Below are 26,354 nucleotides of genomic sequence, written 5' to 3'. Positions count from 1 at the left end.
ATAACGCCTTAAATCCCACGGATAATTGAATATATCGCACGGCGCATCGTTACAACCTAACCTACTTTCCCCTATTTATTCACGGTACTGGCTGATGCTCAAATACTAGCCCAAACCCTGACAATTTCATGACAAAGATGAAAGAAACAGGAATAAAGTACTCGCCCCCGAAAAAGGGTTAGATTTCACAAAGCACCATTATCTAACTATAGTAATCCTAACCTCATAATTCTAAGAGAGTTTTATGCGTTCATTATCACGCTTCTTATTGTTCACTTTGGCCATGATCTCTTGGCCTAGTCATGCCAACTTGGAATATGACTTACAGTCACGTCCTCAGGTGTCTGACATTGCCCAAGATCTGGATCAACGCATTAATGCACTCCCGGCCCTCTGTTTATGGAAGCGGCTGACAAACGTAAGGTCAATGTTTTATTGGCTGAAGTGCTTCGTGTCCAAAACCAACAAATCGCAACCTTTGATCAACAGCTTCTGGATTATCGAAAAAACAGCGATGCGGATCTGTGGTTTGACGTTGAATCGAGCTACGTAACATTAAACAGTTTAAATGTGAGTAAGCAGCACTTACTTGAGCAAACTACCACCGCGAACAAAGAGCGCCTAACGGGTTTTGGCCCTTATGGTGTCACGCAGTTTAAGCAAGAGTGGCGACTGACTAAGCTCAACGTTGAATATCTGGTGTATTTCCAAACTCGTAGCTTCAAAGCGTTGATAAAAGACATCTTCATTTCACCCGTTCCTGTGATTGGCGCGTCTCTGAAAGTGCTGTTTATTTACTTCGGTTTAGTGTGGTGGCTATCAAACAGCACGCGTCTGATTGAATTGTTCCGAGTTAATTTCCTAGAAGCGAAACAGAACCCTCCATTCTTGGTGCGTTTGATTTGGTACGAGAGTCGTGCCCATCGAGCGATAGCGTGGTTAATCGCGATTACTATTTCGTTGCGTATTCTCTCAAGCATACCGAGCTTACAACACTTGATTTTCCTCGAGATCTTTACGTGGTGGATTCTCGGTGGCTCGATAGCAATCAGCTTTATTCTTGAGTTTGCTTACCGATTAGGTCGTACATCAAACCAAGAAATCATTGCGTTGCGCCTCTCGACCATTCGTCGTTACGTATGGAGCTTCATTGTCGCGGGTGTGATTCTGCAGATTTCGATTCGTACGCTAGGTAAAGGCACGATCTACAGCTGGATCTACAGTGCTCTGTTCTTCTGGTTTGTTCTTGTGACCATCTCAGTATTGAGGCTATGGCGCGCAAAAGTGTTTGATGCGCTACAACATATTTCAGATCGCCCTGTATGGGTGAACTGGGCTGTGAATCGCCAAGACACATTTATTCTGAATATACTGGCAACCGCAATTGGTATTGTATGGCTATCCGTTTATACCTTCCAGCATCGTATTATGGCGCTGTTATCCGGTTATACCCTGTTTAGTCAGGCGCTTGCTTATCTATTTAGAATTGAAGTTGCAAAACAGTCCGACCTTGATAAGAACCAACAGAACCTCGTGAGAATCAAAGGCGATCAAACCTTTGAATACGTTCTGCCAGGCTCAATCGATAGCACCTTGATTGACTATGCGGGCGACGAAGTTAAACAACTTAACCGTTATCTGATGTCTGACAGCCCAGCGATTTGTATTGTGTCTGGTGAGCGTGGCGTGGTTTCAACAACGCTGCTCTACACATTGCTACATAAAGTCACCAACGCTGAACCTGCCCTTATGCGGGTTACAAAGAGTTTCTTTGCCACTTAGCTGTAAGCATCGGACTGGAAGAAGAAGCGACTGAAATTCAGATTCTGGCTCACCTACGTAAAAGTGAAACCACTTACCTGATCGCGATCGACAATGCACAACGACTTGTTAAGCCGATGGTTGGCGGGTTGTCTGATCTGATTCGCTTAACTAACTTACTGCGCCGTTCTAAAAAGAATCACCGTGTAGTGATGTCGATTGCTAAATCAAGCTGGCGATTTGTCGATAGAGCTCGTGGTGAGCGTCTATTGTTTGATTTCGTGTGTTTCCTACCTCGTTGGACTGAGAAGCAAATCGGCGAGCTACTAACAAGCCGTATCAATACCGAATTAGAAAAGCCGTTGTCGTTTGATGGCTTGGTGGTTCCTAAACAGTGGGACCAAGATGAGATGACAGAAGAAGAACGTGCTCGCCAAGGCTTCTATCGAATTCTATGGCATTACTCTGATGGTAACCCTACAGTGGCGCTGCGCTTCTTCCGTTTATCTCTCAATAGAAACAAAGACACCGACCAAGCTGTCGTCAGGCTGTTCCATGTGCCTGAAGCGCAAGAATTAGAGAACATGCCCAAACCCATGTTGGCCGTGCTTCGATCGATTGTTCAGCTAGAGATAGCCTCTCCTGAAGTTCTGTCTGACTGTACTCAACTGAGTATTGCTGAGATTACGGGCATTTTGCGCTACTTCGAAAGTCGAGGTTACATTGGTTGGAGTGAAGAGAAGGCAAAAATTTCCGATCACTGGTTCCGCCACATTACTAACGTTCTCGACCGTCAACATCTATTGGTGAAGTAAAATGAAGAAATTATTTATCCTATTACTTGTTGGCCTTGCGACTACTGTGAGTTTTCCGACCTTAGCGACGGAAGAGTTGGCCAACGTAGAAAACATCTCGAAGATTGCGAGTTTAGTGCGATGGAGTGGCGTGTTTTTCTCCGCTATCGTAGGCTATTGCTCAAATTCATCAACTCCTTGGTAACGAGCTTTGGTAGCCAATTTGTGCAATATCGGATGCTATTGCAAAAGCTTCAATCGTTTATGCAGTTCTTCATCTATGTGAGCACGGGGTTAATTGTGTTTATGATGAGCTTTCGTATCAACGACCAAATACTCGCTCTGATTGGTGGTACCCTCGCCGTGTCCGTGTCCGTGTCCGTTGGCTTTGCGCTTAAAGACTTGGTGGCCTCTTTCATTGCTGGTATCACGGTGATGATCGATAGACCCTTTCAATTTGGTGACCGCGTCACGTTTGAAGGTAACTACGGCGATATTATCACCATCGGTTTGCGTTCTGTTCGTATGAGAACGCTGAACGATGACATCATCACGATCCCGAACAACAAGTTCTTGAATGAAGTGACGACGAGCGGTAACTATGGCGCATTGGATATGCAAGTGGTGATCCCCTTCTATGTCAGCATGGACGAAGACATCACCCTAGCCCGTGACTTAATTCAAGAGGCAGCGTCTTCAAGTCGTTATATCCACTTGCCTAAGCCTGTTACGGTTCTGGTTAAACAGACGATTACGGATAACTACCTAGCAATACAGTTAACTTGTAAGGCTTATGTGGTCGATACGGCTTATGAGAAATTGTTTGAAACCGACATTACCTTGCGTGTGATGAAAGAGTTTAAGAAGCATAACATTAACCCACCGAAGATTTCAGTGACGGCACATTAACAAGATTGGCTTAACGCTCTCCTTTTGCTGAGCGAATGAGCTAATTAGTCATCTACAAACGAAAACACCTCCAAACTTATCTCAAGTGTGGAGGTGTTTTTTTATGAGGTTTTAGCTTAGCTTTTACTCGGCTAAACCTAGGTTGGGATTAAACTTTAAAGTACTTCAACTGATCGGTAAGGTGTTCTGTGGTGTTGGCCATTTTCTGGCTGTCTTCTGCGAGTGACTGTGAAGCTTGCAGTACTTCGTTTGCCGCCAGGTGAATCCCAGTGACACTTTCACTCATTTCGGTTGCTACCGTGCTCTGTTGCTCCGAGGCTGCTGCAATTTGAGCTACCATGTCGTTGGCGTTGTGTAATTCATTCACAATCACATCCAGTTGTTGACGGGTTTCATTCGAGTCCACGACACTGTGATCCACTTTCTCGTTGCTGCTTTGCATCGCTTTAAAAGTACGCTCGGCTTGCTGAGTCAGTTTCTCAATCGTCGATTGCACTTCATTGGTTGAGTTCTGAGTGCGACTAGCAAGGTTACGAACTTCGTCTGCCACAACTGCGAACCCTCTTCCTTGTTCACCTGCACGTGCCGCTTCTATCGCCGCGTTGAGCGCTAATAAGTTAGTTTGCTCTGATACATCACGGATCACGCTGACCACTTGGCTTATTTCGCTAACACCGGATCGTAGGTCTCTTACCAACTCGTTTGCCGTAGAGATGTTTTCTGAAACTTGAGAGATCGTCTTAGACGTGACCTGCATGTTCTTATCGTTTTGATTGGCATGATCGACGACTTTATTGGTACTCGCCGCCGTGTTCTCTGCATTAACCGCGACATCTGAAATGGTGGCGCTCATTTCTGTCATCGCAGTTGACAATAACTCAAGCTGAGCGTGTTGCGAATTGACACTGGTCGCCGCCTCTTCACTCGCTTGAGCAATGTGGCTTGCCATGTTACTGGACAGATCCGCAGATTCATTGGCGGTACGCAGCGTGCTTTGCAATTTATCGAGCATGGTGTCGATCTGTTGGCTCATATCGCCTAGCTCATCTTTACGCGTCATATTCATACGTACACGAAGGTCGCCATCGGCAATCTTATGGGTGTTATCGATAAGCTTGTTAAGCGGCACAAGGATGTTATTGGATATCGCGTAGCCCATCGCAAACAACAGACCAGACAACACAACCGCAACCATCCCTTCTTTAATCGCCAACGCATAGAACGCATCTTGAATATCAGCGACCAAAATTCCAGACCCTAGTACCCAGTTCCATTCAGGGAACAGTTGTACGTATGAGATCTTGTCTTTCAACTCTCCATTCGGGCTCTTCCATTGGTAGTCAAGAAAGCCTTTCTGTTGCGCTGTTTGAGAGATGGTGACCATCTCACGCCAGTGATGCTTGCCTGCGCCATCTCTTAAGTTACCCGCATTTTTGCCATTGAGTTCTGGCTTGAGTGGATGACTAATGATGTTGAGTTGTTGGTTTAAGATCCAAAAATAGTTGGTGCTGTCATAGCGAAGCGTTTCAATAGCTTGCAGTGCTTGTTTCTTTGCTGTCTCTTCGCCAAGAACATTTCGTTGGGCATAATAGTGTTGAGCTAGGCTGACCGCTGTTTCTACTTGTGCACTGAGTTTATCTTGCCGCTCTTCCATGGAGCTAGCGCGCTGTTGCATTAGATTAAAAGTGGATGCCATTACCAATAGAACAACCGATAAAATGACGATGGATACGAGTTTTGATTTGATAGATAAGTTACTTAATTTCATAGCTGACTAACTTTATTATTTGTTTTGATTATGGATTTTCGACCAAGTTATCAAAATTTCGTACAGTTCAGATAATATGCATCAAGATCGAAAGATATACACCATGTTACATATCTAAAAGGAGGTACTCGTCAAACGGGCAGAGGTTGAGATTTAGTTGGCGATAGTTTAGTAGTGCGGAATTTTCGTGCTTGGGCTGAAACGTTCATATAACCGCCCAAGCGAAATAGAAATATTATCAGGTGATAATATGGTTGGATTCGATCTTAAAGCTAAAACTTATAGGTTTGAGACCAACAACTGTGGTGTCGCTTTTTGCTGAAGGTAGATACTAAAGCGGCTTCCCTTGCCTACTTCTGATTTGACACGTATCTCGCCACCTGTTTGACTCAAGATACTTTGAGATACTGACAAACCTAAACCTGTACCGTCTCGTTTGGTGGTATAGAAAGGCGAGAAAATACGTTTCAGTTGCTCTTCTTTGATACCACAGCCTTCGTCTTCAACATGAACAATAGCCCCATGAGACACGCCATTTTCAACCCAGTCTTCACTTGAAATAGTCAATGTGCCCTTTCCATCCATCGCGTGAATTGCGTTCATCTGTAGGTTAACCAGAATCTGTAGCAATTGGTTGCGGTTCACTTCGACAGACGTTTTCGCGTGCAGTTGTGAGACATACACAATGCCTTTCTTCTTAGCGCCTGTTTTGACAAGTGTAATACTCTCGTCGACGATTGGATTGATGTGTTGCCAAGTGATTTCGTCTTGTACGCCGCCATGTCGGCTGTATTGAAGTAGGCTTCGTGTAATATTTCGGATTCGGTCAATCTGCTCCATGATTGCGTGGACTTCCTCGTCTACACGGGCCACTTCGTCACCAAGCTCAAACTTCATCAACTCGACATTGCCAAGAATCACAGCCGTTGGGTTATTAATCTCATGGGCAATACCTGCGGTTAACTCACCTAATGCGGCTAATTTCTCGTTGACCACCAGCTTATCTCTAGCTTGGTTGAGAAGCTGGATATGAAGTTCGAGTTCTTCGGTTTTCTCTTTCAAACTGGCAGTACGAGAATGAACCTTACATTCGAGCTCAGACGCGGCTTGTTGAATTTCTTGATTGCGTTCGTGGAGCAAATCCAACATTTTATCGAATTGTTTAGCCAGCAAAGTGAGTTCGTGTTGAGCATCTAAACCAAGTGTACCTATTCGCTTGTCTTGCCCCATCTGGACGAGCTTCACGACCTTATGGATGCGTTCGATTGGGTTGAAAAGATCACGCGCGCCGCGGTGAACGATCCAGCCGGAGATCAAGAGTAATAGCACAATGGTGATGCTGATTTCACCAAGGTTGGTTAAGTATGTTTCCACTAGTGGCCAAATCAAATAACCGGTATAGAGCATGCCGATAACGTTATCGAACTGGTCATGAATCGGTTGATATGCTGTGATGTACCAAGCGTCGTAAACGTAAGCACGATCCAACCACTCTTTGCCTTCATTTAAGACTTTTGAGTGAACCTCATGCGAAACACGAGTACCGATTGCACGCCCTGCACTCTCTTCACTGCTCAGCGGTACATTCGTACTCACACGTAGCTCATCAAGGAAAACCGTGACGGTACCGATACGACGATTGAAACCATCGCGCTGCGGATAGATTAGGTTGCTGATCTGATCAACTAACTGCGTGCTGTTGTTCAGTAAGATCCCGCCATCAAGAAAGCCAATGACGTGATCATTCTTGTCTCGAATCGACACAACGGTGCGGCTAACCAAACCACGAGTTTCAACATTTCGGCTATTAAGCATTGGGACTTCGGCTTGCCTTGCAAGATTTTGGTCTAAATCGTTGAGTTCGCTTTGACTTAATACACTAAAGAAAGATGCTTTGTGTGTCAGGTTGAGGTATTCAAGTTTTTTCTCCATGCTCTCGACGCTACGCCAGCGCAGAAAATCGAGTTCATAGCGAGATTTGTTTTCTGAAACCCAACGTGTGAGCTCTTTTTTTGAAATATCACTCTTGAGTTTGATTCGGAAGTTGTAAGACTCAGCAAAGGCTTGAACGTTATAGGCCTGTTGGCTTTGAATCAGCTGAATACTGTTGTCTGCAACATCCAACCGCTCATCAACGTCAATCAATGCGCCCTGCCATGTGTAGTGAACAGACCAATACAAAGTGATCGCAACCAGAGCACATAGAGTTAAGATGATCGGAGCAGACGTTAAAAATAACAGACGGTACCGCACCATGGTTTTGAATCGGAACGCCCACTTTGACCACCAATGACGTCTAATCGGCATATTCAGAGCCTTCTGTATTCCATTCTTTGTATTTACGCTCTAACGTTTTACGAGCAACGCCAAGATCCCTAGATGCTGCCGACTTGTTCCCATCATGAAAACTCACCAACTGTTCTATATGTGCTTTCTCAACATCTTTGAGTGTCCAAGTGTTTGGGTAACCTTCAACGGCATCATTGTTATCCAAATTAGGCAACTCGGCGCCATGTGACACCGTCACTGAAATGCTAGTGGGTGCTGGATCACCGTTAATCTCACGCCAATAATGTGCTGGTGGCTTGTCTAACAAGATGCAACGTTCGACTAAATTTTTAAGTTCGCGGATATTCCCCGGCCATTCATACTCGTTCATTGCCAAGATGTCTTCATGCGCCCAGTTTGGAACCGGTACACAAAGCTCGCTCGATAGTAAACGGGTAAAGTAAGGAACGAGCTCAATAAGATCGGATGGACGTTCTCTTAGTGGGACAACGTCAATCTTAAGAACATTAAGTCGGTAAAACAGGTCACGGCGGAAATGTCCTTTATCGACCTCTTCTTGAAGATTACGGTTTGTCGCTGCGACCACACGAACATCGACAGCGATCTCTTTCTCACTGCCAACAGGTCGAATCGTTCGTTGTTCTAAAACGCGTAACAGTGCCGCTTGCATTGGCAGTGGCATCTCACCGATTTCATCAAGGAACAGTGTGCCGCCACTTGCGACTCTAAACAGGCCTTCTCTATTTTTCTTAGCACCAGTAAAGGCACCAGACGTATGGCCAAACAATTCACTTTCTAAAAGCTCAGGAGCTATCGCTCCACAGTTGATTGGCACAAATGGCCCTGTTCGTTTGCTGGCTTCGTGCACGCCACGAGCAACCAACTCTTTACCCGTTCCCGACTCGCCTTCGATTAACACCGATGCTCTTGATGGTGCGAATTGACTGATGAGTTGCTTAAGTTGTTTGGTTTTATCTGAGTTGCCGATCAGTTCCGTTTTGATATGACGGCTAACATCGCGCTTCAACGCGTATTGCATTCTTTGGTCTAGGCGCTTGTCCATGCAGCGAAGTACTGCTTTTATCATCTGTTCTAAGTTGAAAGGCTTCAAAATGAAATCAGAGGCGCCAAGCTTAAGTGCAGATATGGTCATTTCGAGATCAGCGTAACCCGTCATGAAAATTACGTCGGCGCGTTTGTCTGCGTCGTTGAATACCTCTTCCCATTCAATACCAGAGCGACCTGGGAGATTGATATCAAGCACGATTAAATCGAAGTGTTCGTTGCAACGTAGAACTTCAGCTTCTTCTACAGAACCGGCACTGGATACCTTGCCAAAATACTTACCTAGTGCTTTCTTAAGAATAGCCTGCATACCAATTTCATCGTCAACCACCAAGACAGAAAATGCCTGATATTGAGTCAATGTGTTGGAGTTGAGGTTAGAAGCGCTTGAACTAGGTAAAGACATAATGATCAGCCGATAGGGAAAGTTGGGACAGAGTGTACCAATTAACCTTTTACGCAACAGGGTCAATGTGCGACATTTTGTCCTAGCTCATGTTTTGTTTTAATTTATGGGGTCAAATGACGCAGTTTCGTTCGAAATAACAGCAATTTAATGAGATCTGATGCATGATTTATTGGCACTAACATTGCTTATAAGGTGATGATTTCTAATTACAAAAATTAGCACTCATGAACATGACCTTCTTTGAGCCCTTTGAAGTTGAAGGCGTGTCATTCATTTATAACAGAATGGACATAATAATAATGAAAGCAATTCCCTTAACTATTGCCGCTCTATCTATCGTCAGTTACTCAGCTAGCAGCGCAGAAGACACCACGCACATCAAACTTGCGACAACAACAAGCACGTATCACTCTGGCCTACTAGACTACCTATTACCTGAGTTCGAAAAAGACTCTGGTATTAAAGTTGACGTTCTAGCTGCAGGCACGGGTAAATCACTTCGTATGGGTGAGAACGGCGATGTCGATTTGGTGATGACTCACGCACCAAAAGCAGAAGCGAATTTCGTCGAACAAGGCTACGGCGTTCTACCTCGTAAACTGATGTATAACGACTTTGTTATTGTGGGTCCACAAAGTGATCCTGCGAAAATTGAATCTCAAAAAGCAGTGGCTGATGTGTTCAAAGCGATTGCAACGAACAACGTGACGTTCGTTTCTCGTGGTGACGATTCTGGTACTCATAAGAAAGAAATGGGTATCTGGGCACAAACCAAAATGGAACCAAACTTCGGTGGTTACCGCAGTGTTGGTCAAGGCATGGGCCCTACTCTGAACATGGCGTCAGAGATGCAAGGCTACACCATGACAGACCGTGGTACTTGGTTGGCTTACCAAAACAAATTGGATCTTAAAATCCTTTTCCAAGGTGACAAGAACCTATTTAACCCTTACCAAGTGATTCTTGTTAACCCTGAGCGCTACCCGACCATCAACTACCAAGCAGCGAAAGTATTCAGTGATTGGTTGGTTAACCCTAAAGGTCAGAAACTGATTAACGACTTTAAACTGCACGGCAAACAACTGTTTGTTGCAAGCGCAGAATAGTCGTCATTGCACTATTCTTACAGGGTGAATAGTGAACTCGAAAAGAATGAATAGCTGACTCACCCTGTTTCGCTAATCCAAAGTCAGCTATTACCAAAATATCAGCATTACTTTTTAAGACTTATTGTCGCTTTAAACGAGATACTTCATGACCCTATGGCAAACAACGCTTGATGCAATGAATCTACTGGTGAGTTTTGACCACGAACTGTGGAAAATCGTCGCGGTATCTTTCAGCGTTTCATTGTCCGCCATTTCATTGGTGATTGTTCCTGCAATCATCATGGCTTTCTTATTGGCTTACACCGAATTCCCCGGTAAATGGGCGCTGCTTTCGGTGATCAACACCTTACAAGCGATACCGACCGTGGTAATTGGCTTGTTGATGTACATGATGCTCTCTCGTTCTGGCCCTTTGGGTGACTGGCAATTGCTGTTCACGCAAAAGGCGATGATTCTCGGTCAAATGCTGATCTGTTTCCCAATTCTGGTTGCTATGATGCATGGCGCGCTGCAAGCCAGCGATCGCCGAGCAGTAGAAACAGCGCGTACCCTTGGAGTCTCAACCACTCGAGTCGCGTGTACTTTAATTTGGGAAACACGATTCCCTCTGTTGGCAGCCACCATTGCTGCATTCTCACGTATCGTGACCGAAGTTGGTTGTTCGATGATGGTGGGTGGCAACATTATGGGAATGACACGAAATATCCCTACGGCTATTGCTATGGAAAGTCACAAAGGCGCATTTGCTCAAGGTGTGGCACTTGGTATGGTTTTATTAGCATTGGCATTAGCCCTTAACTTTTTCCTTTCCAGTGTGAGAGGAAAAGGCTACTTGAGAACTTAGGAACGCTGTCATGAGTATAAAAATAACAACGCAGCAAATTTCAATGCGCTACAAAGAGCGTGTTTTGTTCCACATCCCCGAATTGTCGATCGGCCCCAACGATGCTATTTATCTCAAAGGCGATAACGGCGTTGGCAAAACGACCCTACTTAAAATTTTATCAGGATTGATCAAGCCGAGCTCTGGCCGTATTCAGTCTCCGACACAAAGCTGGCAACATAGCCTGTTTCCTCGGTTAAAATTCAAAGACATCATCTATCTCCACCAAACCCCTTACCTTTTTGATGGCTCGGTGTACCAAAATGTCGCTTATGGCATTCGCTTTAACAAAGAGAGCCAAAAAGATAAGCGAGCTCAAATAATTAATGCGTTGAGGATGGTAGGTTTAGAAACCCTAGCAGATGAGCACATTTTTGTTTTGTCTGGTGGTGAGCGTCAACGCGTGGCAATGGCACGAGCTTGGATTCTCAAGCCTTCAATTTTGCTGATGGACGAACCAAGTGCTTCTTTAGACAAAGAATCTATTGAAAGATTGGTCATTATGGCCGAAGATCTTCTTCAGAGAGGTGCGAGTTTAGTCATTACAAGTCACCAAACTAACGCGTTAACCGATTTATGTAAGAAGCAGTGGTGGATCAAGGACAACACTTTGACCGAATCACCGCTTCTTCAAGTTATTAAAAAGAACAAAGCACAAGAGAATATTTATGCTGCTTCCAACGCAAACTAGTTGGGTTATTTTGGCTGGCGGTCAAGCCAGCCGTATGGGCGGAAAAGATAAAGGACTCGTTGAGCTCAACGGTTCTCCGCTTATTCAATACGTTATAGACAAGCTGTCTCAACAAGATGTCAGCATTACCATCAATGCCAACCGTAACCTAGACAGTTACCAAGCATTTGCACCGGTTGTTTCCGATTCTTTCCCTGACTACCCAGGCCCTTTGGGTGGGATTCACGCTGGCCTTAAAAACGCGATCACAGATTGGGTAGGCTTTGTTCCTTGCGACAGCCCTCAAATCAGTGACGACCTTGTTGAGCGTTTTTGTGCAGCAGTAAAAGAAGACAGCGACATTCTTGTGGCTCACGATGGCGAATTTAAGCAACCTGTATTCACCCTGTTCCACAAACGTGTTCTGCCAAAGTTAGAAGCGTTTTTAGAGCGTGGCGACCGCAAGATCATCTTGTTGTACAAAGAGTGTGTGACTGAGTACGTCGACTTTAGCGACGCGCCGAACTGCTTTGTTAATCTCAATACGCCAGAAGAACTCACCCAATTTGGAACGCTTCAATAATGAAAGATTCAAAACAACGCCCTAACCTTCCTTTATTGGGCTTTGCGGCTTACAGCGGCACAGGCAAAACAACCGTACTTGAAGCGTTGTTGCCTCTGCTGACGAATGCGGGTTTAAAAGTGAGTGTTCTTAAACACGCTCACCACGATTTCGATGTCGATAAGCCGGGTAAAGACAGCTACCGCCTACGTAAAGCGGGCGCAAATCAAATGCTGATCGCTTCGCGTAACCGTCACGTGATGATGACAGAAACACCAGAAGCCGAAGCTGACTTTGATTACCTTCTGACACGCTTTGATACCAACACGCTGGACTTGATTCTGGTTGAAGGCTGTAAGAACATCGCCTTCCCAAAAATTGAACTGCACAGAGACGAAGTCGGTAAGCCTTGGCTATATCCAAACGATGACAACATTATTGCTATTGCTGCAGACAGCCAAGTTGAATCAGACTTGCCACAAATGGCGATCAGCGACTTAGAATCGATTCGTGATTTCATCATCGAGTATGCTCAGTCATTCGACCCTTCTTCGACAACAAGCAAAATAGCGTCGTGTTCATCTTCAAAAGACGATTCACCTGTTGTGTGTTGTGACTCCTTCTCTCCTGCTGGCCTAAGCGTTACGCAAGGTCAACAAAAGATCGTCGATAGCATTGATGCGCTCGACCTCACTGAGAGTGTTGAATTACTACAAGGCTACGGGCGTGTGCTGGCTGAAGATGTTATTTCACCAATCAATGTGCCTCAAAACACCAACTCTGCGATGGATGGCTACGCAATCCGCAGTGAAGATTTAGAACTGGATAGCTACAACATCGTTGCTGAAGTCATGGCAGGTCACAGCTACGATAAAACCGTTCAACAAGGTGAGGCCGTTAAGATCATGACGGGCGCTCCAATGCCTGAAGGCGTTGATGTCGTCGTGATGCGCGAACAAGCCGTTCAAGAAGGCGACACAGTTAGCTTCCCAGACGCTAAAATCTCGGTTGGACAAAATGTCCGTATGGCGGGCGAAGATCTAGAAATCGGCCAACCTGTCTTTATTCGTGGCACACGAATCGAAGCACCAGAAATGGGCATGATGGCATCACTAGGTTTTGGCAACTGCCCTGTTTTACGTAAAGTTAAAGTCGGTGTGTTCTCTACAGGTGATGAAGTTCAAGCGCCGGGTAGTGAGCAGAAGCCGAACTCTATCTATGATTCGAACCGTTTTACTATTATCGGTATGCTTCAAAAGCTAGGTTGCGACATCGTTGATTACGGTATTATCGAAGATGACGAACAAAAGATGATGGATGTACTTCATGCTGCGTCGTTAGAGACCGACATGGTTCTGACTTCAGGTGGCGTGTCTGTTGGCGATGCTGACTACATCAAACTCGCGTTAGATAAGTTGGGTGAGATTAACTTCTGGCGTATCAACATGCGTCCAGGTCGCCCTCTTGCTTACGGCAAAATTGGAGACAAACCTTTTTTCGGTTTACCTGGCAACCCAGTAGCCGTGATGGTGTCGTTCATTAACTTTGTAGAACCTGCAATCCGCAAGCTACAAGGTCAAACTAACTGGACACCAGTGAAAGCGAACGCGATAGCAACTGAGCAATTACGTTCTCGTCAAGGTCGTACTGAGTTTAGCCGTGGAGTGTTCTCAATGAACGAATCAGGCGTACTTGAAGTGAAAACAACCGGTAAGCAAGGTTCAGGTATTCTACGTTCAATGAGCGAAGCGAACTGCTTAATTGAAATCTCGCCAGCGGTTGATACCGTGAAAGTCGGCGAGACAGTGACGATCATACCTCTGCAAGGTCGTGTTTAATTGAAGGTTCAATGACCTAAATTGACTTAGAAGCTCTTTGCTAAAACATAGATGAAGCCCCTTCTATCGAGCTTTCGATGTAACGGGGCTTTCTTTTCTTTTCGTTTCGTAAAAGACAACCTGTTCGTTCCTTAAAAGACAGAAAGCTTAAATAGCGATAAGCCTGAAGAACGATAATCTTAAGATTTTTTATCATAACCTTGAGCCACGTACTGTTTTTATGTAGAGTGCGCGCAAAGTAATAATTCTATTGGAGAGCATCATGGCTCGTACCATTCTGTACACTTACAAAGACGAAGACAAAGAGTTACTGTTTTCGAAACAAGAACACCGCACGATCCAAGAAGCTGTCGCTGCAGCCGAAGGTATCGACATCACTGAGTATCTAAAAACTGAGCAACAGCTTGAGTTTATTTCTGATACTAAAGCGGTTCGTAACTACCAAGACAACTATTTCCGTAAGCTAGGCTTTACTAAGCTTACGTTGAAGCAAAAAGACAACCTTGGCGTTGGTAAAAAGAAGAAGTAAGCCCTCTGGCTCTTTTTCTTGATATGTCGCTTCTAGCTTTTCGTTTAGCCTTACAGAAACGAAAACACTGAACAATAAAAAATGCCGCAACCTCTTTCGAGATTGCGGCATTTTTATTTATGCTTTTTAACTATCTAACCTTAGCAAGCTTAACGTTAAGTTGCGATTACTTAATGTTAAGGAATGCAGCGCCACGTACACCGCCTGAATCACCGTGTTTCGCTTTGATGATCTTAGGACACTTCGCTACAGACAGTAGGTACTTAGGTATGCGCTTTGGCATTTCTTCGTAGATAAGTTCGAAGTTTGAAAGACCACCACCCAGTGCAACAACATGTGGGTCAAGACCCGTAAACAGGTTCGCAAAACAGATAGCCAATAGCTCCATAAAGCGATCTACGTGCTCAGCCGCTTTTGCTTCACCTTCGTTGTATGCTTGGATGATTTCAATCGCTTTCTTCTTCTCACCGAAGTAGTGCTCATAAATCAATTCGAAGCCACGACCAGATAAGTAGCTGTCTAAACAACCTTTCTTGCCACAACCACAACCTAATAGCGGTGCGTTGTCGCCAAGGTGGAACCATGCATCAATAGGAAGACGCATATGGCCTAGTTCGCCTGCAACGTGGTTACGACCAGAGAACACTTTGCCTTCATAAACTAAACCACCACCGAAGCCAGTACCTAGAATTAGGCCAGCAACTGATGGTTCATCTTTAAGTTCGTCATCCCATGCTTCTGAAAGCGCAAAACAGTTCGCATCGTTCTCGATTTTTACACTACGACCAATAAGCGCTTCTAAATCTTTACGCAGTGGCTTACCTGTTGAAGCTGGTACGTTAACAACAAGCATTGTGCCGTCGTCTGCGTTTTCCATGCCAGGAAGACCAAGGCCAATTTTGCCTTCGCAAGAGAATTCGCTGTCGTATTTTTTAACCAAACCAGCAATCGTATCAAGCAGTAATTGATAATCGTCTGTTGGAGTTGGAACACGCTCTGTTGCTACTCGTTCAAGTTTCTCATTGAATGCACCAAACTCAATTTTTGTGCCGCCAACATCGAAGCCGTAATACATGAAATCTCTCCAATTTTTCCCTAAATTAGGGCAAATAAAATTTTTAAATTAAACAACTAAGGAGCATTATCCATAACACTCCCCCTACAAACCGTGATAGATAACAAACTTATCTCGTGATCGAGTCTGTTTGAACAACAAGTCAGCACAAAGCGGTTAAAGGTTAGAGTGACGTCTCACTTTTGGTGTGCTCTATGAAAGCGTTCAGGCTTGGTTTGGTCGGATCGGACTTATAACGCGTCTTACTTAGCATGTAGCTTTCACGAAATGCTTCAAACCATAGTTGTAAAGTCTTTGCGCCCTGCTCTTCACCCGCTTGCTTTAATACTAAGCTCGCAACTTCTGCAGTAGAAAGGTGTTGTTCGTTGTCTGACTTACGCATCATGTATTGAGAAACCGATTCAGGCTCAATCGACAACACAGGTAAATCTTGCAGATACTCTGAACGACGGAAGATACGTCGCGCTTCGCGCCAGCTGCCATCTATGAAAATCAGCAATAGTGTTTTGTTTGGGTCACGCATTTGTGGCAGGTCTTGAACCACGCGCGTTTTGTCGTCGGTATAGTCTTCTGGGAACACGATCACAGGTTGGTATTTGTCGTCTTTTAGAACATCCAACATCTCTTGATTTGGCTCAGTACGATGCCAAAGGTAGGCGTAACTGTCTTTTACCGTATCAACAATCAAACGACCGGTGTTACTTGGTTTTAAGATTTCGTTGTCTGACAAGATCAACATAGTCGCGACGTTCGTATCAATGTTAGGTTGATGCTCGCAGATACAGCTGTCTTGTTTTATTTTACAGAACTCACATCGCACTACTTTACACCCGCGCGCATTAAACGGCTTAGTAGCAATGGATAAACGGTGTTGGTATAAACGGTGAAAAGCGTGGATTCTCATGGACAATAACGATAGATCTAGAAAAGTGGCACGATTGTACTTACAGTGACCCTAGAATGATAGAAGGAATTCCCATGCAAGACCCATCCCTGCTTCGCCTTGTTTGTTTTATTGTCGTTTTTGGATTGTGTGCTCTTTGGGAGTACCGCTTTCCACGTAAAACGCTGACTCAGAGTAAATGGTTTCGTTGGGGAAACAACTTTGCGTTAGTCGCTCTTAATAGCTTTCTGCTAGCGACGTTAATCCCTATTGCAGCGTTCCAAGCAGCGGTTATCGCACAAGATAACCAATGGGGCTTGTTTAATACCCTGTCACTTCCCAAAGAACTCAGCATTGTGGTTTGTGTATTGTTGTTAGATTTCGCTATTTACCTACAGCATTTGGTGTTTCACCGCGTTCCTTGGCTTTGGAAGCTGCACCGAGTTCATCACGCTGATCTCGATATCGATGTCACAACGGGCACCCGCTTTCACCCAATAGAAATGATTCTTTCAATGCTGATTAAAGTGGGCTTGGTCATAGCACTTGGTGTTCCAGTGATTGCTGTTGTCATCTTCGAAATTTTGTTGAATGCCAGCGCCATGTTTAACCACAGTAATGCTCGCCTTCCGTTGTGGTTTGATAAACGATTAAGAAAAGCGATCGTTACGCCCGACATGCATCGCGTCCATCACTCAGTCATTGTTAAAGAAACACACTCTAACTTTGGTTTCTTCTTATCGGTGTGGGATATTTGGTTTAGGACATATCATGACCAGCCCAAGCTTGGTCATGATAACGTTCATATCGGTGTACCAGAGATACAAGATGGAAAAGAACAGAGGCTGGATAAACTGATCACCCAGCCATTTAGATACAACCAGAAAAGTTAAAAACTAGACAACAAACACGAACCAAACGTTACGCTTTTAACTCACGTAGATAGCGGTAAATGGTGTGGATAGAGATATCGAGCCCTTTTGCTGCTATTTGCGCACTGTCTTTCAAATCGAAAATGCCCATTTCATGCAATCGCGTCACAATCTCACGACTCTTCTTCGATGGCGCTATTTCAGGATCACTCGTCACCTGTTCTCGCACGGTTTCAATTGAGCTGTGCATCATCTCTTCATTGCTGCGGGCAAAAGTTTCAGGTGTGGTTTGAAGTCTTTCAAAATGCGGTAACAAACAAGGAACCAGTGAATGCATCACCTCTTGGAATGGCGCATCGAGGTTGGTGTTGATACAGAGCAAACCGATGGCTTTCTGTTGAGGATTTCGAATTATCGTCGTCATAGAACGTAAGGTTTTGCCATCGGGACATTTTGTCATATACGCGCCCGACACATCTTTACCTTGAGTAAGCTTCATCAGCGCTAAGTTGGTAATAGGTGCGCCTAAGTCTCGACCAGTGACATGACTGTTCGCAATTTTGATAATTGAAGGGTTGCGAACATCTAAACTGTGCAATAACACTTCCGTATGCTCGCCATACATTGCAGCAATCCCGTCAACGATGTTTTCGATTGAGTGCAAAATATCATAATCACTTTGAGCTAATTCAAACACTGAGTCCTTCCTCTTCTGGCGAAAAAACCGCTAAGTAAAAATACCAAGCGGTTTGTTTTATTCTAAAACGTTTGATTACGCTGACATTATATCAATAATCGTTGAGTCTGTAACACTCATACCTGCGGTAACCAATTTTCCAATATTGCGAATACTGGTCTCGACATCATTAGCTACAATGCCTTGGTTGTGGGCTTCATTACAGCGCATCGCCATTAAGAATCCGTTAGCCGCTGCACTGGTTGAGGTTTTCACTTTCATCGCACATGTCGACTTAGCACCATCACAAACCATTCCAGAACAATCACTTAATACATTCTGAATTGCGTAACAGCTCTGTTCAAAAGAACCTTTCGCAAGATACACCATCGCCATCGCCGCCGCGGCACTGGTTACCGTATTACCACAAAAAGCAGAAAGCGGTGGATAGTATGATTTGATATAAATCGCACCAAGGTGACTCATGATAAGCGCTCGTGCCAATTGTTCTTGAGACGACTTAAAATGCTCGGCGATAATTGCAACAGGAATTGTTGCAGCGATCCCTTGATTACCACTGCCGAAATTACTCATTGCAGGCAAGGTTGCCCCACCCATACGAGCGTCGGACGCTGCGGCAGTTTGCATTATGATCTTATTCATTAGATCTTCGGTCATCAGGCCTAATTGGATACCTTGTTCCATGGTACGGCCAACTTCAAGCCCGTATGCATGTGCTAACCCTTCTTGTGACAACTTACTGTTGAGTTCTGACGCCTCTAGAATAAACTGAATGTCTTCAAATTCAGCTCCAGTGGCGTAATTGTAGATACCACCGATATCAATATCGATACCATCACAAATCGATCCTGTTGACACCGTTTGGTCACAATCTTGACTGAATAAAACCGTACCATTTAACGTTTTTTTAATGATCTGAGTATGACCGCCGCTGATTTCAACGATAGCAATTTGACCTTCAGATTCAACTTCAGCACAGCAATAGATGAATTCATCTACGTCTTTTCGATGTGCGCTCACCTGCCCTGCATCAATAAGTGCCTGAGCTTTATCGACATCTTGTGCGGTGATCTTAGCCAAAACCTCTAAACCAGCGTGTGGATCCCCACCAATTGCACCAACAGCAGCAGCAATGGGTAAGCCGATTTTTCCTGTTCCCGGAACAAACACGCCCATCGAGTTTTTGTATAAATTATCCGACACATACACGCGAACTTTGTCGGGTGTACCCACCAGCATCTTGGCCGCGACTGAACAAGCGTAAGCTGCGGAGATGGGTTCTGTGCACCCAAGAGCCGGTTTAACGACGGTATTTAAAATCTCTTTATACTGTTGCCATTGTTGTTTCATAGTAAGGACCTCAAACTATTCTTCGATTATTTACGAGCAGCTACTTACGACCAGCAATTGCTTCAATTTCGATTTTCACGCCTAAAGGAAGATCCTTCACTGCAAAGCAGCTACGAGCAGGACAATCCGTTTCAAAGAACTCTTTATAAGCTTCATTAAAAGCCGCGAAATCATTAATGTCTGATAAGTAACACGTTGTTTTTAGTACCGCGTCTAGGTCACTGCCCGCCGCTTGTAATACATATTGAAGGTTTAGTAACGATTGACGAGATTGTTCACTCACACCACCTTCTACTACACCGCCTTTTTCTCTGCACACTGGTAATTGACCTGATGTGAAAACGAGGTTTCCAAATGCGTTGCCGTGTGAGTATGGGCCGATAGCTTCTGGTGCTCTGTCTGCTGTGATGACTTCTTTCATGATTATTCCTGTTCTGGGTTACTAAATATTTCAACTACATTTTAAACACTGAAACAACCAAAGTGCAAAAATAGTTGCAATATTTATCTTAAAATACCGTCAATCAAAGATCTCAAAAATGGAATCTAATTTAAGTGATTGAATTTGAACAACTTAAGTGTGAACCCTTTTTCTTTCGAAGTCATAATACCGATCTAAATCAAATAAATTTTAATCTGAATTTGAAAAACAAACGAATCAGCAATACGATTCCCACCATAATTTGCAAATAAATTTGAATTTTTTAATTTAGGGTGAGCAGTCATGAATAAACAACAGATACAGGCAGGGCTACGTGCCATCTTGCCGTTATGCGTAGGTGCATTTCCATTTTCATTTATCGTCGGAGCAATCAGTATCACTGCCGGGATGAGTGTTACTCAAAGTACTTTGTGGTCATTTACTGTGTTTGCTGGTTCATCGCAAATGGTCGCATTAGGCTTGGTTCAATCGTCTGCGAGTATCGTAGTCATCATGTTTACTACTTTCATTATCAACCTGCGTCACATGCTCTACAGCGCATCAATGTCCGAACACATGAAAGAGTACCCTCTTCATATGCGCATATTGATGTCTTACGGATTAACAGACGAGGTATACGCAGTAACGATCAATGAAATGAAGGAAGAAAAACAAGGTCGTCATTGGTTCTATTTGGCGGCGATGGGCGGATTTTGGGTTAACTGGGTCGTGGCTGATTTTCTGGGTGCTTTGATAGGGGCATCTTTCCCTGAAATCGCAAACTATGGTTTAGATTTCGCGATGGTTGCTGCATTTATCGCTATCGTAATCCCACAAGTAAAAAGTCGCGAATGTATTGTGGCGGCAATCGTTGCGACATTCACAGGCGTTCAACTGGCTGAACTCCCCTACTCACTTGGTCTTGTTATCGCAGCGGTTGTGGGCGTTTACGCGGGGTATCGTATGGATCTCTCGACAGAGAAAGCAGAACAAGAAGCAACACAAACTGGTTTATTAATCGCAGAAAGCGGAGTGGCATAACCATGAATACAACGACTTTTATTCTTATTACCTTAGCGATGGCGGCGGCAACCTTCATCATTCGTTTTTCTGTGATTGGTATGGCGGGAAAGTTTGAGATGTCGGAGCGTTTTAAAAAGACGCTGCGCTTTGTTCCCGTTACGGTTTTACCTGCGATCATTGCTGTGGAGATTTTAGGTGCGGGGCCTGAAATGGAATTCGATCTTCACAACCCAAAGGTTTTGGCTGCGATTGTTTGTACGCTTGTTAGCCTTCGTTTTGATTTGATTTGATTTGGGTTGTGATTAGTGGTGTTGCCTCGCTTATCTTTTTCCAACAAATCATGCCAATGTTGCCGATGTAGAGAAGCTCAAATAGACAGGTAAATAGCGTTAAAAAAGAAAAGGCAGAGTCTCGTACTCTGCCTTTTGCATAAATCCTATCTCGCTTGGTAGTTAATCAATATTTATCAACAAATAGCAACGAACGTGTCTACTTTTCAGCTTGCAACTGGTACTTGTGAAGCATGGCTTGTTGATGCCCTGCAATTTCGGCGACTTGTTCTGAGCTTTCAATCATAGATTCTAACTGCAATTTGGTATCTTCACCCTGCTCTGATACACGGGTGATTGAATGTGTAACATCAACAGTGGCGCGAGCCTGCTGCTCAGTCGCCACCATGATTTGCTCGACTCGTCCTTTAATCTGACTCACTGCAACTTCAATTTTTTCAAAAGCTTGCTTAACATCACCACTGGTTTGCATCGCATTGGCCATTTCGCTTCGAGATTCAGTTACCGCCGAGCGAGATCGTCCAGCTGCTGCGACCAACTCATTCATCATATTGCGAATATTAGTCGTTTGCTGAGAAGTACCGCTGGCTAGTTTCCTTACCTCATCGGCAACTACGGCAAAGCCTCGGCCTTGTTCACCGGCTCGCGCAGCTTCGATGGCGGCGTTTAACGCCAGCAAGTTGGTGTTTTCTGCAATGCCGCTGATCACATCGACCATTTCACGGATCTGTTTAACGCGTCCGTCGAGGTCGGTCATCGACTCTTCGTTCAAACTCAAAGAGTGTTCTAAAGCTTGCAGGCGTTGCTGATTGAGCCCGACAACTTGGCTGCCGGTTACCGATTCGTTTTCAGCAAGTAGCGCGTCGTCATTTGATGCATTCGAAATACGTGCAATTTCACCAATTGAGGCTTCAAGCTCAGTAATCGTTGTAATCATGTTCTGCAATGATTCGTTCTGCTCATTCAGACTCGAATTAGTTTGTTCCGCTGCATCATGGCTTACTTCTGCAGTTTGGTAAAGCGTTTCGCAGTTACGTGTCACCAAGCGCACGGAATCCGCTGTTGAATCGACCACGGTATTCAGTTTTGAAGCAATCACTTGTAACTCTAAAGGACCAACCAATGCGCTTTGTTTTGAGAAATCATGATCTGCAAGCAAGCTCAGTTGTTGCGTAATATTTTTAAGGCCTTTGTTGACCCAGCGACGTAACACTAACCATGAAAGCACGATGATTATGGCGATCACTAGGCCGCTGATAAACAACACTCGGTCAATATTGGTAATGGTCTGATTAACAACGAGCTCGCTCTCATCAATCAATTGAGAAGCGGTAAAAGATAATTGGTTCAGTGTGTTGATGACAGTGTTCGCTAAAGAGATCACTTCAGCGAGATCTTGCTCTTGTTGTTGAACTAACTCTAATTTCGATAGTAGTTGCTTGATAACGCCTTGTTCTGTGAAGCCTTCTTTTACCATTTCATAAGGTGCGGTTAGGCTTGCGAATTCAGCAATGTCAGGATGCCAATCTGCAAAGTCACTGTAAGCCAAGTTCAGGCCCGCAATTCGGTTTCTTAATTGGCGATATTCGTCTTGTGCTTTCTCGATGTCAGATTGCATCATTAACATCAAGAAGGTATTTGCCATTGCAGAAGCACTTGAAGTGAAACGATTCGCTGCATCACTGGCTTCTGGATTATCTTCCACCAAAAACGAACTGATACGGTTCATTTCGGGTCCGATTGAACCAACACCGTAACGGAACTCGCTCATTTTGCTATCGATCAGGTTTTGCTTATTTTGAATCTCAATCTGGGCGAGCAGAACCGTGTTGGTCATGGTTTTCAGTTGTGCCATATCATCGATAAGGTTCTGTTGTTGTTCTAGAGAGATCGCATCAGGAAAAGATTGGGAGATAAAAAGGAGTTCCTCTAGCGTTGCGTTACTCTCGGAAGCGAGTTGGTCAATCGATCCTCGTGTTGCATTCAGTGTATCTAAGTCGGTTGATTGGGTGCTGTAAGTAAGAAGTTTGACTTGTTCTAATACGCTCTGAGTTAATTCTGCGTTGTGCAACGCAAGCGGTAAAGCCTGCTCCGATAGCGTATCGAAATATCCGCCTACTCGCTCAACACCTCTTATGCTGACCATTGATAAAAAGCTGACAAGTAAAAGAATGGAAATAAAGACAGCACTAACGGTTTGGATGAGCGAGAATGTATAACGTGAGGGTTTTATTGATAAATTTGTGTCGGGCATGTGAAATCCAGTTTGACTACGAAAAGAGATATCCTTAAGTTAGTTCGTATACTAGAAGTCCTTGATGACGTTTTTATTTCATTTTGTTTTCAGAAGAGTTACGTATGAAATTCAGGAAAATGCTTGCAGTTACAATAACTTTCGCAACATTAGCTGCATGTAGCTCGACACCACCTCCCTCTCACTTCAGTCAAACCGCACAGAAACCCTTATCAAAATCAGAACAATTGACTGTTAATGCTTATATGAGCGTGTATGACCAGTGGAAAGGTGTGCCTTATCACTTTGGTGGCACGTCATTTAGAGGTGTTGATTGCTCTGCATTTGTTCAAATTGCAGTACAAAATGCGACCCAGCAAGCACTGCCAAGGACGACAAAAGATCAGAGTCAACAAGGGAAAGAAATCGCATATGAGCAAGCGATAAGCGGTGATCTGGTCTTTTTCAAAACCTCACCAAAGGTTCGACATGTAGGTGTTTATCTGGGAAACAAACAGTTCCTACATGCGTCTACGTCTAAAGGCGTGATTATCTCAAGGCTTGATAACCCCTACTGGGCTTCAAAATTCTGGCACTTTAGACGTATATAGTTTGAAGTTTATCTGACTTTAAATGCATTTATTTAATGTCAGCAGCAACTGATCTTAGTCGTATTTAGCCACAGCAGTATCAAACAAATTCTTCACTAATGCGATGTATTCGTCAAGAAAAACAATCTGCTCGTTCGTCGCTTTCTTAGCCCAAACACCTGCTAATACTTCACCTAAATCAGCGACAACAGCATCGGCCTCTTTCAACAATTGAAAACGAACGCTGGCATGCAATTCTGGGTTTTGCTCGAAAATAGCCATGATGTTGCTTGAAATCATGTCCGTTACGATGTCTTCGACACTTTCAGTGCCAGTATCACCGGTACCTTTGGTGAATACATCCAGGTTGAATGATAGGTGCTCGATTAAAGCTAAGTAGCCATCGGTTTCTACAACCACAATAAATCTCCGTTTTAAGCTCAAAAGTAGATTAATACGTACTTGGCTAATACTATGTAAATTAGGTCATTTGTCATCATTTTATTATTAAAAGTCGCATTTAAATGATCTTTGTTAGCATTTGAGCTCAAATTTAAATCAACCTCTCAAGTATCAAACAAGCCATCGAACTAATCAGGTGAAAAGACCAGCGACAAAAGGATTTAATACCTTACTGACATTCTACCTATTGTCTTATGAGCGCTAACCATCTTATTAGAACCAAATAAGGTAACGTGTAGACGATACCAATCCGCCCCTTCTTTTCCACTTAACGGGGATCTTATCTGGCTCAGATGTGATACCTGTTCCAAACCGTTGACGACCTAACAAAGTATGATTTCTTTCGGTATATCAACGGCATTGAGACAGTTCGAGTTCACAAATTCTATAATTGATGCATATCGAACGGAATAAGAGCTAAGAACATTGACCAGAACGTCTATAAATTGCTCAGATTTATCCTAAACTATTGCTATTAAACTATTTGTATTTAGTATTTCAAATCAACAGTTCTGTGAGGATTTCCTATGTGGCAGGCCATTTCTCAACAGCTTTCAGACACCCTTTTATTCAACTTTCAGATTACTGAACGTACTAAGGTGCCTGGTGGTGACATTAACGATTGCTATATGATCAGTGATGGTAATGAACGTTACTTTGTAAAAGTGAATCAGCGGGAATTTCTCCCAAAATTTGAAATTGAAGCTGAGAACCTGCGCTTACTAAGAAATACTTCTACAGTCTACGTCCCAGAGTTGGTACTGATTGGTAAAACCAAAGAGTGCTCGTTCATTATTCTTAATTACCTACCAACCAAGCCTTTAGAAACAGGCAATAATAGTTATGATTTTGGCGTTCAACTGGCACAACTGCATAGCTGGGGCGAACAAAAAGAGTTTGGTTGCGACCAAGATAACTATATAGGCAGTACCCTTCAGCCCAATCCGTGGCATAAAAAATGGGGCCGTTTTTTCTCAGAGCAGCGTATAGGTTTTCAGCTGCAGCTTCTGAAAGAAAAAGGCATCGAATTTGGTGACATCGACGATATCGTCGACGTGGTCAATATGCGACTTGCGGGCCACAATCCCCGCCCTTCGTTACTTCACGGTGATCTTTGGAACGGAAATGTTGCCAATTCTGCTTTTGGCCCAATTTGTTACGACCCTGCTTGTTACTGGGGTGACCATGAGTGCGATTTAGCGCTAACCGAATTGTTCGAAGGCTTCCCTGAAGAGTTTTATGACGGCTATCAAAGCGTCATGCCACTAGACGTTGGTTATACTGATCGAAAAGACATTTACAACTTGTACCATCTTCTAAATCACTGCAATCAATTTGGCGGTGAGTATTTAGCGCAAACCGAAGCGTGTATTCAGAAGATTCAGGCCGTTTAATACCAGTAACAACGGTTGACCAAGAACCATACAAGCAGCTGTGTTCGATACAAGCTACTAGGATCGACATAAGCTAGCACGTTCGATATAAGTAACTACAATTGAGAAAAACGATCACGTTCGATAAAGCGACTGCAATTGATAAAAGTTACAATGAGGAGAAATCGCCATGCATAAATACACCGAGAAACATGTCTCTTGCCCTCATTGTGGGCACGCCATCAGCATAACGCTCGATGCTTCTAATGGTAGTCAAGACTTCTACGACGATTGTCCAGCGTGTTGCAATGCCATCCACCTCGACATGCAGGTAGATGAAGTGAGAGACAGAATTAATCTCTCGATTGATGCAGACGATGAACAGGTTTTCTGACCAATCATTTTTCGGTTCAGCCCAGATCAAAAAAGAGTACCTGATGTGTAATGCCGTTCACTTAAGAGTGACGGCATTTTTGTTCTTAGCATACCGTTGTGGTCT

The 26,354-nt window shown here is 44.0% G+C and carries 21 protein-coding genes and 3 pseudogenes; 14 read left to right on the top strand and 10 right to left on the bottom strand.

Annotated features, from left to right (window positions below; translation table 11 throughout):
* Positions 1 to 244: 244 nt before the first annotated feature.
* Together ED652_RS10940 and ED652_RS10935 are read left to right on the top strand one after the other, a co-directional pair.
* A pseudogene (locus ED652_RS10940) lies at positions 245 to 2,576 on the top strand (ATP-binding protein).
* A 1-nt stretch (position 2,577) separates the two neighbouring features.
* Positions 2,578 to 3,464, top strand: a pseudogene (locus ED652_RS10935) (mechanosensitive ion channel family protein).
* A gap of 148 nt (positions 3,465 to 3,612) precedes the next feature.
* On the opposite strand, the gene ED652_RS10930 reads toward ED652_RS10935, so the two are convergent.
* From ED652_RS10930 to ED652_RS10920, 3 genes are all read right to left on the bottom strand, one after another.
* Positions 3,613 to 5,232 (bottom strand): methyl-accepting chemotaxis protein, encoded by a 1,620-nt coding sequence (locus ED652_RS10930; protein ID WP_122054750.1) that lies wholly within the window; start codon positions 5,230 to 5,232, stop codon positions 3,613 to 3,615.
* 279 nt (positions 5,233 to 5,511) lie between these two features.
* Positions 5,512 to 7,539: a cache domain-containing protein gene (locus tag ED652_RS10925; protein WP_122054748.1), complete on the bottom strand. Its 2,028-nt coding sequence runs from the start codon at positions 7,537 to 7,539 to the stop codon at positions 5,512 to 5,514.
* Positions 7,529 to 8,992 (bottom strand): sigma-54 dependent transcriptional regulator, encoded by a 1,464-nt coding sequence (locus ED652_RS10920; protein ID WP_032501258.1) that lies wholly within the window; start codon positions 8,990 to 8,992, stop codon positions 7,529 to 7,531. The genes ED652_RS10925 and ED652_RS10920 overlap by 11 nt, the downstream gene beginning before the upstream one ends.
* Before the next feature lie 302 nt (positions 8,993 to 9,294).
* Here ED652_RS10920 and ED652_RS10915 point away from each other — a divergent pair, with 302 nt between their 5' ends.
* From ED652_RS10915 to ED652_RS10890, 6 genes are all read left to right on the top strand, one after another.
* A complete protein-coding gene (locus tag ED652_RS10915; protein WP_029223695.1) occupies positions 9,295 to 10,101 on the top strand; it encodes a substrate-binding domain-containing protein in 807 nt (268 codons plus the stop codon).
* Between the two features lie 148 nt (positions 10,102 to 10,249).
* Entirely contained in the window at positions 10,250 to 10,948 is a 699-nt protein-coding gene (locus ED652_RS10910; protein WP_017107083.1) for an ABC transporter permease, read from the top strand.
* Positions 10,949 to 10,958: 10 nt separating this feature from the next.
* The gene (locus ED652_RS10905; RefSeq protein WP_122054746.1) at positions 10,959 to 11,678 is read left to right on the top strand and encodes an energy-coupling factor ABC transporter ATP-binding protein; all 720 of its coding nucleotides are present in this window, start codon (positions 10,959 to 10,961) and stop codon (positions 11,676 to 11,678) included.
* Positions 11,656 to 12,240, top strand: coding sequence for a molybdenum cofactor guanylyltransferase MobA (mobA, locus tag ED652_RS10900; protein WP_102327415.1), 585 nt, complete (start codon positions 11,656 to 11,658; stop codon positions 12,238 to 12,240). Before ED652_RS10905 ends, mobA begins: the two co-directional genes overlap by 23 nt.
* Positions 12,240 to 14,057 carry a bifunctional molybdopterin-guanine dinucleotide biosynthesis adaptor protein MobB/molybdopterin molybdotransferase MoeA gene (locus tag ED652_RS10895; RefSeq protein WP_122054744.1) on the top strand — a complete coding sequence of 606 codons (1,818 nt, stop codon included), beginning with the start codon at positions 12,240 to 12,242 and terminating at the stop codon, positions 14,055 to 14,057. Before mobA ends, ED652_RS10895 begins: the two co-directional genes overlap by 1 nt.
* Before the next feature lie 262 nt (positions 14,058 to 14,319).
* A complete protein-coding gene (locus tag ED652_RS10890) occupies positions 14,320 to 14,586 on the top strand; it encodes a DUF2960 family protein (RefSeq protein WP_004733780.1) in 267 nt (88 codons plus the stop codon).
* 166 nt (positions 14,587 to 14,752) lie between these two features.
* Here ED652_RS10890 and nagK read toward each other — a convergent pair whose 3' ends face one another.
* On the bottom strand, positions 14,753 to 15,661 hold the full coding sequence (gene nagK / locus ED652_RS10885) for an N-acetylglucosamine kinase (RefSeq protein ID WP_017112058.1): 909 nt from the start codon (positions 15,659 to 15,661) through the stop codon (positions 14,753 to 14,755).
* 163 nt (positions 15,662 to 15,824) lie between these two features.
* Positions 15,825 to 16,571: a tRNA-uridine aminocarboxypropyltransferase gene (locus ED652_RS10880; RefSeq protein WP_076672039.1), complete on the bottom strand. Its 747-nt coding sequence runs from the start codon at positions 16,569 to 16,571 to the stop codon at positions 15,825 to 15,827.
* Positions 16,572 to 16,639: 68 nt separating this feature from the next.
* On the opposite strand from ED652_RS10880, the gene ED652_RS10875 reads away from it, so the two are divergent.
* Positions 16,640 to 17,437 carry a sterol desaturase family protein gene (locus ED652_RS10875; protein ID WP_122054743.1) on the top strand — a complete coding sequence of 266 codons (798 nt, stop codon included), beginning with the start codon at positions 16,640 to 16,642 and terminating at the stop codon, positions 17,435 to 17,437.
* Between the two features lie 28 nt (positions 17,438 to 17,465).
* Here the strand turns inward: ED652_RS10875 and ED652_RS10870 are convergent, their stop codons facing one another.
* From ED652_RS10870 to ED652_RS10860, 3 genes are all read right to left on the bottom strand, one after another.
* Complete coding sequence (locus tag ED652_RS10870) at positions 17,466 to 18,113, bottom strand: transcriptional regulator (RefSeq protein WP_122054741.1); 648 nt, start codon at positions 18,111 to 18,113, stop codon at positions 17,466 to 17,468.
* A 75-nt stretch (positions 18,114 to 18,188) separates the two neighbouring features.
* Positions 18,189 to 19,463: a serine dehydratase subunit alpha family protein gene (locus ED652_RS10865; RefSeq protein WP_122054739.1), complete on the bottom strand. Its 1,275-nt coding sequence runs from the start codon at positions 19,461 to 19,463 to the stop codon at positions 18,189 to 18,191.
* A 40-nt stretch (positions 19,464 to 19,503) separates the two neighbouring features.
* Entirely contained in the window at positions 19,504 to 19,884 is a 381-nt protein-coding gene (locus ED652_RS10860; protein ID WP_122054737.1) for a RidA family protein, read from the bottom strand.
* A gap of 303 nt (positions 19,885 to 20,187) precedes the next feature.
* Between ED652_RS10860 and ED652_RS10855 the strand changes: the two genes are divergently transcribed.
* On the top strand, positions 20,188 to 20,925 hold the full coding sequence (locus ED652_RS10855) for an AzlC family ABC transporter permease (RefSeq protein ID WP_122054735.1): 738 nt from the start codon (positions 20,188 to 20,190) through the stop codon (positions 20,923 to 20,925).
* Between the two features lie 2 nt (positions 20,926 to 20,927).
* Positions 20,928 to 21,268 (top strand): annotated as a pseudogene (locus ED652_RS10850) (AzlD domain-containing protein).
* A gap of 128 nt (positions 21,269 to 21,396) precedes the next feature.
* On the opposite strand, the gene ED652_RS10845 reads toward ED652_RS10850, so the two are convergent.
* Entirely contained in the window at positions 21,397 to 23,451 is a 2,055-nt protein-coding gene (locus ED652_RS10845) for a methyl-accepting chemotaxis protein (protein ID WP_122054734.1), read from the bottom strand.
* Between the two features lie 104 nt (positions 23,452 to 23,555).
* Between ED652_RS10845 and ED652_RS10840 the strand changes: the two genes are divergently transcribed.
* Positions 23,556 to 24,041 (top strand): C40 family peptidase, encoded by a 486-nt coding sequence (locus ED652_RS10840; RefSeq protein WP_065103438.1) that lies wholly within the window; start codon positions 23,556 to 23,558, stop codon positions 24,039 to 24,041.
* A gap of 54 nt (positions 24,042 to 24,095) precedes the next feature.
* Here the strand turns inward: ED652_RS10840 and ED652_RS10835 are convergent, their stop codons facing one another.
* Entirely contained in the window at positions 24,096 to 24,440 is a 345-nt protein-coding gene (locus ED652_RS10835) for a DUF3802 family protein (protein WP_017112048.1), read from the bottom strand.
* Positions 24,441 to 25,009: 569 nt separating this feature from the next.
* Between ED652_RS10835 and ED652_RS10830 the strand changes: the two genes are divergently transcribed.
* Positions 25,010 to 25,876 carry a fructosamine kinase family protein gene (locus ED652_RS10830; protein ID WP_017107077.1) on the top strand — a complete coding sequence of 289 codons (867 nt, stop codon included), beginning with the start codon at positions 25,010 to 25,012 and terminating at the stop codon, positions 25,874 to 25,876.
* A 169-nt stretch (positions 25,877 to 26,045) separates the two neighbouring features.
* Entirely contained in the window at positions 26,046 to 26,249 is a 204-nt protein-coding gene (locus ED652_RS10825) for a CPXCG motif-containing cysteine-rich protein (protein WP_004733789.1), read from the top strand.
* Positions 26,250 to 26,354 lie beyond the last annotated feature (105 nt).

Origin of the sequence: Vibrio sp. Evd11 (assembly GCF_900382755.1) — a bacterium.
Classification (GTDB): domain Bacteria; phylum Pseudomonadota; class Gammaproteobacteria; order Enterobacterales; family Vibrionaceae; genus Vibrio; species Vibrio lentus.
Note: the sequence above shows the minus strand (reverse complement) of the source record. Positions and strands in the feature narration are given on the sequence as shown.